The organism is Limnomicrobium aquaticum (genome assembly GCF_040545545.1).
GTDB lineage: Bacteria > Pseudomonadota > Alphaproteobacteria > Rhizobiales > Rhizobiaceae > Ensifer_A > Ensifer_A aquaticum.
The window spans coordinates 242,729-249,046 of the sequence record NZ_JBEPMB010000006.1 but is presented as its reverse complement, the minus strand read 5'-3'; the positions used below and the strand labels follow the sequence as shown (position 1 = coordinate 249,046).

General features: G+C 61.7%; 6 protein-coding genes and 1 pseudogene. All 7 read right to left on the bottom strand.

Going from position 1 to position 6,318, the window contains the following annotated elements; all coding sequences use genetic code 11:
- Positions 1-140, bottom strand: a pseudogene (locus tag ABID16_RS18105) (glutamate--cysteine ligase); the annotation flags it as partial.
- Between the two features lie 151 nt (positions 141-291).
- Entirely contained in the window at positions 292-1,029 is a 738-nt protein-coding gene (locus tag ABID16_RS18100; RefSeq protein WP_354557759.1) for a 16S rRNA (uracil(1498)-N(3))-methyltransferase, read from the bottom strand.
- An 8-nt stretch (positions 1,030-1,037) separates the two neighbouring features.
- Positions 1,038-2,546 (bottom strand): inorganic phosphate transporter, encoded by a 1,509-nt coding sequence (locus tag ABID16_RS18095; RefSeq protein ID WP_354557758.1) that lies wholly within the window; start codon positions 2,544-2,546, stop codon positions 1,038-1,040.
- A 121-nt stretch (positions 2,547-2,667) separates the two neighbouring features.
- Positions 2,668-3,159 (bottom strand): NUDIX hydrolase, encoded by a 492-nt coding sequence (locus ABID16_RS18090; protein ID WP_354557757.1) that lies wholly within the window; start codon positions 3,157-3,159, stop codon positions 2,668-2,670.
- A gap of 228 nt (positions 3,160-3,387) precedes the next feature.
- Positions 3,388-4,059 (bottom strand): LutC/YkgG family protein, encoded by a 672-nt coding sequence (locus ABID16_RS18085; protein WP_354557756.1) that lies wholly within the window; start codon positions 4,057-4,059, stop codon positions 3,388-3,390.
- Positions 4,056-5,486, bottom strand: a complete 1,431-nt coding sequence (locus tag ABID16_RS18080; protein ID WP_354557755.1) for a LutB/LldF family L-lactate oxidation iron-sulfur protein — start codon at positions 5,484-5,486, stop codon at positions 4,056-4,058. The genes ABID16_RS18085 and ABID16_RS18080 overlap by 4 nt, the downstream gene beginning before the upstream one ends.
- 11 nt (positions 5,487-5,497) lie before the next feature.
- Positions 5,498-6,256, bottom strand: a complete 759-nt coding sequence (locus ABID16_RS18075; RefSeq protein WP_354557754.1) for a (Fe-S)-binding protein — start codon at positions 6,254-6,256, stop codon at positions 5,498-5,500.
- Between the last annotated feature and the right edge of the window lie 62 nt (positions 6,257-6,318).

Here is a 6,318-nt window from a genome sequence, read left to right as displayed (position 1 = left end):
TGGCTGTCGCGGAAAAAGCCGAATTTCTCGTGCTCTGTCCCGATCCGGAAGTCCGCCTCCGGCTTGCAGCCCTTGGCCAGATAGTCGGTCAGGTCTCCGATCGAGCCGATGGAGGTGTGATCGGAAGTGTCGCGCGCCATGGATGTGTCTCTAGATGTCGCCCTCGGACGAAGGCTCTGGATGAGGCTGGATGAACGGAATAGCAGACTTTTGCAAATAAAAAGCCTTCACTGAGCTTCAAATTCTGCTGAACCCGCTTTTCCCCGAAGCCGATATAGGTCGGCCCGTTCTTCAGTTCCAGTCCCCAAGCGTCACCTGCATCACTGCAAACGCCGCGACCGCGGCCGTATCGGCGCGCAGGATGCGGGGACCAAGCGGAATGGGCGTGACGAAATCAAGCCCGCGCAGCATCTGCCGCTCCTCTTCCGAAAACCCGCCCTCCGGGCCGATCAGCAGCGCATAATGCTCGTCTTTCAGTCCCTGCAAAATCGGCAGCGGGTTTTGCCCCGCGTCGCCCTCATCGCAATAGATGATGCGCCGGTCCTTCGGCCAGGTCGCGAGAAGGTCGACGAGTTTCACCGGCTCGGCAATCTCCGGCACCGCGAGGATGCCGCACTGCTCGGCCGCTTCCATGGCATAAGCCGACAGCTTGTCGAGCGAGTGGATCTTGCCCTGCACATGCTGCGTGATGACCGGCCTGATCAGGCCTGCGCCCATCTCAACAGCCTTCTGGATCAGGTAATCCATCCGCCCCGTCTTCAGCGGCGCGAAGAGATAGTGCAGGTCGGGCAGCGGCGGCTGCGGCCGGGTCTGCTCGACAGGCTTCAGCAAGATCTTCTTGCGGCTCGGATAGTGGATATCCGCCCTCCATTCGCCGTCACGGCCGTTGAAGAGCAGGATTTCCGAGCCTTCTTCGAGGCGCAGCACGTTGCTCAGATAGTTGAACTGATCAGGCGACGCGGCGACCTCGATCGAAGCGGCGAGATCCGCTTCGACAAAAAGGCGCTGCATACGGAAATTGGCACGCATGGGAGGTCCTACAGGGAAATCAGCGCCAGTATCTTGTAGATGGCGGCTGCGAGAAGGGCTGCGACGGGCACGGTAATCACCCAGGCCGCAATGATGGTGAGGAAATGCGAGCGGCGTACGAGAAGCCTCCGGCGCGCCTCTTCCGGCGTAGCCTTGCGCTTCGGCTTCACCACGTCATTTTCGTCCGCCTTCATCGCGATATATTCTGCGCGGCGCTTGGAGTTCTGCATGTACCATTCGCGGAAGAAGCCGACACCGAAGACGCTGCCGATGGCGATATGGGTCGAACTCACCGGCATGCCGAACGCGGAGGCGACCAGCACCGTGACGGCCGCAGACAGCGCGATGCAGAAGGCGCGGATGGGGTTAAGGCGGGTAATCTGTTTGCCGACGATCAGGATCAGCCTCGGCCCGAAGAGCAGAATGCCCGCCGAAATCCCGAAGGCCCCGATCGTCATGACCCAGAGCGGAACGGTAACGGTCTGGCCGAGGTCGGTCGAAGATCGGGCGTGCACGATTGCCGAAAGCGGCCCGATTGCATTCGACACGTCGTTGGCGCCATGCGCGAAGGATAGCAGGGCAGCTGAGAACACGAGCGGCAGGCGGAACAGCTTGCGTAGCGACTGGTTGCGGTTCTCAAGCCCCATCGCGCGCTTGCGAATGATTGACACCGTCACGGCCCAGGTCACGACGCCGATAACAACGCCAGCGCCGAGCGCCGACGTCAGGCTCACATCGATGACATTTTCGAGCGCCTGGACAACCAAATAGGCGCCGAAGGAGCCGCTCATCACGCCGAGCAGCACGGGAAGCCACTTGACCGCAGCAGCGATCTTGTCCTGCCGGTAGGCGATGAACTCGTAGATGAAGGCCAGAAATCCGGCTGCGATCACGGCGCTGATCAGTGGCGACAGGACCCAGCTCAGCGTAATCTCCCGCATCGAGTTCCAGGAGATGGCCGAGGGACCCGCCGCCGCGACGCCGGCGCCGAGAACCCCGCCGACGATGGCATGTGTCGTCGAAACCGGCGCATTGAGCCAGGTGGCGAGATTGACGGAAAGAGCGGCCGCCAGAAGCGCCGACAGCATGACCCAGATCAAGGCCGGGCCGCTCGGCATGGCACTGCCTTGCACGATGCCGCTGGAAATGGTCTTGACGACCTCGCCCCCGGCCAGAAGCGCGCCGGCTGCATCGAAAATCGCCGCGATCACCAGCGCCTGCACCATCGTCATCGCCTTGGCGCCGACAGCCGCGCCAACGTTGTTGGTCACGTCGTTGGCACCGATATTGATGGCCATATAGGCGCCAAGCGTCGCGCCAGCGATGATGGCGATGCCGCCAGGACTGTTGCCGACGTAAAGGCTCGCAAGCAGGCCGGCAAGCACCAGGACGATAAGCCCCACTGCCGGGCGCACCAGACCGCGCGCCACAAACTGCGCAGCTTCCTCAAGATAGGTGAATTTGCCGAGGTCCTTGTCGAGCGTCGAGCGCCCAGGGACCTGCCGTCTTCTTGCCATGGCTCACGTGGCGCACGACAGGTCGTTCAGGGGTCGTCCGCGTCTCCCGCCCGCTATTTATCGGGGGCGGGCCGCAAGAGCAACCGTCAGATGACGTAGTTGCGAGCGATCCGCAACAGGCTCAGGCGCTTTCGGCGGATGGGGACAGGGCGCGCTTTTCAAAGGCCCGGATCATTTCCTTCAGCTCCGGCTCCATGACCCGCAAGGCTGCATCCTCGCAGGAAAACCAGGCCATCTCGCGCTGGCCCTTTTCCTTGTAATTGTTGGCGAAGTTGCCGACCTTCAGTGCATGCACCTGGACCTTGCAGGGAATTTCGAGCCCTGAATCAAGACCCTTCATGTAGCTGTAGGTCCCGAGCGGCTTTACCTCCGCCTTCCCCTTCACGCCCGCCTCTTCATACGCCTCGCGCTCGGCGACCGCATGCGCCAGCTTCCCGTTCATCGGCCAGCCCTTCGGGATGACCCACCGGCCGGTTCCGCGGCTGGTAATCAGGAGGATTTCGACGCCGCTCTTGTCACCCGTCTTGCGGTAGCAGAGCGCTGCAAACTGCAGCCGCTCCGGACGGCGCATCATCAGGCGAATTTCGGACGCAAGGCGTGTAACGACGTTCAATTGTCAGGAAACCTCCGGTTGCTTTGAGCAGGATTGATTCCCTTAATATAGGAGCGTCCGCCGGATTTTGTACGACATTTTTGCGACAATCCCGGTGCTATCGCGACAACTGGGGATAAAGTCCTCTTAGAGCGCTGTTCGATCCGACTGCATCGGATCGGCGCTCAAAGCCCTTTCGTTTCAAGCATAATCTTATCGATCCTCGTTTCAATCCGGTCGGATTATGCTTTACCCTATAATCACGATATGCAGCGCACGGGGCCCATGCGCTCCCATGATGATCTTCTGCTCGATATCGCCGGAGCGCGAAGGGCCGGTCACGAAATTGACCGTGCGCGGCATCATCCCCTTGCCATAGGTTGCCACAATGCCGGCAAAGGCCTCTTCCAGCGACCCTCCGACGTCTTCGGCGCGAACGGCAACAATGTGATGCTCGGGCAGGAAGTTGATCGTGACCGGATTGTCCGGACCGGAGGCGAGAACCAGCGTTCCGCTCTCGGCGACCGCGCCGCGCGCATGGCTGACACCGGCAAGGTCTGTGCCGTCCGATGCGCCGTGAAGCACGGTCAGGACCGTCTCGTTCTCGAAGCCGGCGCCCTTGAGCAGCGGATCGTCGCCCATTCGGATCGAGGCGGGGAGATTATGGCTCATCAGATAGCGCGAGACTTCGCCAGGCAGGCCCGTGATCGCATCGACCCGCGCAATTGTCGCGCCGTATTTCTGCGCATATTTCGAGAAGAGGGAGATCCGCTCTTCCAGCGGCAATTGTCCGCGTGCCGGGATCAACCCCGGCCTTGCCTCGCTGAGGCGCTGGGCAACGGCGGCCCGTCGCGCAGCGTCATCGCTGGAAACGCCGAGCGAGCGTCGCACCCCGGCTAGGATGGTGTCGCGCGCGCTCATCGTCCTGCCTCCTGCGCCTGCTTTTCCGCCCATGCCTGCAGAAAGGTCTTGCCTTCGGGGGCAGGCATCTCGCGATGCTTCGTCCATCCGCCAGCGAGCGGCAGGCTGTGGATGCGGCGCTTCGATCCGCCGAGCGCGGACAGAACCGGCATCGCAAGTGACACGGCTGCGCGATAAAGCTTCGGCCGCTTCGCGAAGAAAGCCCAGAATTTCAGCCCATAGCGCGCCGCAGTCGGCTGCAGATGCTTTTCGAACTCCCGCTCCCGCCAATGCCGCATCATCTTCGGAAGCGGGATGCGCATGGGACAGACGCTTTCGCATCGCCCGCAGAAGGTGGATGCATTGGGCAGTTGCCCGCCGATCTCAATCCCCGACAGCGATGGTGTCAGCACCGCGCCCATCGGTCCCGGATAGACCGCGCCATAGGCGTGTCCGCCGACCGCGTGATAGACCGGACAGTGGTTCATGCAGGCCCCGCAGCGGATGCAGCGCAGCATCTCCTGAAACTCCGTGCCGAGCATCGACGTGCGGCCGTTGTCCAGCAGCACGACATGGTATTCCTCCGGCCCATCGGGATCTTCCGTGCGCTTCGGGCCGGTGGAGAAGGTCGTATAGACCGACATGTCCTGGCCCGTCGCCGATCGCGCCAGAAGCCGCAGGATCTGCGAACAGTCGTTCAGCGTCGGCACTAGCTTTTCGAGCGACGCCACCACGACATGGCATTTGCCGAGTGTCTGCGTCAGATCGCCATTGCCCTCGTTCGTCACGATGACGGAGGAGCCCGTCTCCGCGATGAGGAAATTTGCACCGGTGATCCCGACATCCGCCTCGAAATAGCGCTGGCGTAATACCTGCCGTGCCTCGTTCAGCAGCGCCTCGTGCTGCGACAAGTCGCGGTCCGGCGGCAGGTGCGTGTGGACCCGGCGGAAATCGGCCTCCACTTGATCCTTGTTCAGGTGAACGGCCGGCGCGATGATATGGCTCGGCGTCTCGCCCCGCAGCTGGATGATATATTCGCCAAGGTCGGTCTCAACCGGCGTGATACCGTTCTTCTCGAAGAAATCGTTGAGTTCGATTTCTTCCGTGATCATAGACTTGCCCTTGGTCACGGTCTTCGCGTTCCGCTTCCGGCATATGTCGAGAATGATGGTACGCGCATCCTCCGCCGTCTCGGCGAAATGCACATGCCCGCCCGAGGCGATCACCTTCTTTTCGTATTCCTCCAGATAGAGGTCGAGATGGGCGAGCGTGTGGTTCTTGATGTCGCGGGCATTGTCGCGCAGCGCTTCGAATTCAGGCAGCGCATCGGCCGCGGCCAGCCGCTTGGCGATGAAGCCGATCTCGACATTCTTCAGCGCCTTCTGTAGCGGAGCGTCTGCAAGCGCGCGGCTGGCATTTTCCTTGAAGTTTGGCGTCGTGATCTGCATCCGCTTGTGCCTCACTTGCCGGCAATCGGCGGCACATCCGTCATGCCCGCGAGAACTTCGGCGACATGCCGCACCTCAGTCCTGCCGCCCTCGCGGCGGATCTTGCCGGCCATGTTCATGAGACAGCCGATATCGCCGGCGAGCAGCACATCCGCACCGGTGTCGCCGATCGTTGCGGTCTTCTTCTCGACAATGGCATTGGAAATATCGGGATATTTGACGCAGAACGTGCCGCCGAAGCCGCAACAGACTTCGCTGTCCTTCATCTCGGCGATCTTGACGCCTCGCAATGAGCCCAGAAGCTTGCGCGGCTGCGCCTTGATGCCGAGCTCACGAAGCCCCGAACAGCTGTCGTGATAGGTGACCGTCCCGGCAAATTGGCTCTCGAGCTTTTCGACCTTCATGACATCGGTGAGGAAGGAGACAAGCTCATGGACCTTGGCTGAAAAGGCCTGCGCCCGCTTTTCCCATGCCGCATCGCCCTTGAAGAGCCCCGGATAGTGCTTCTTCAGCATGGCCGCGCAGGAGCCGGAGGGGGCGACGACATAGTCGAACCCCTCAAAGGCCTCGATCGCCTGTTCAGCCAGCGCCCGGGCATCCTTGCGGTCGCCGGAATTATAGGCCGGCTGGCCGCAACAGGTCTGCGCCATCGGCACATGAAGCCGACAGCCCGCATCCTCGATCAGCTTGGCTGCCGCAAAGCCGACCGTCGGCCGGAACAGATCCGCAAGACAGGTGACGAAGAGCCCTACGCTCGGTTGATCAGTCATTCCATTGTTCTCCCGACCGTCAGATGACTGCGGGAAAAGCCGCCGGTCAATGCATTTGTTGA

Excerpts from the sequence above, each read along its gene's own strand:
- ABID16_RS18100 (WP_354557759.1), bottom strand. The coding sequence starts at position 1,029 with ATGCGTGCCAATTTCCGTATGCAGCGCCTTTTTGTCGAAGCGGATCTC.
- ABID16_RS18095 (WP_354557758.1), bottom strand. The coding sequence starts at position 2,546 with ATGGCAAGAAGACGGCAGGTCCCTGGGCGCTCGACGCTCGACAAGGAC.
- ABID16_RS18085 (WP_354557756.1), bottom strand. The coding sequence starts at position 4,059 with ATGAGCGCGCGCGACACCATCCTAGCCGGGGTGCGACGCTCGCTCGGC.
- ABID16_RS18080 (WP_354557755.1), bottom strand. The coding sequence starts at position 5,486 with ATGCAGATCACGACGCCAAACTTCAAGGAAAATGCCAGCCGCGCGCTT.
- ABID16_RS18075 (WP_354557754.1), bottom strand. The coding sequence starts at position 6,256 with ATGACTGATCAACCGAGCGTAGGGCTCTTCGTCACCTGTCTTGCGGAT.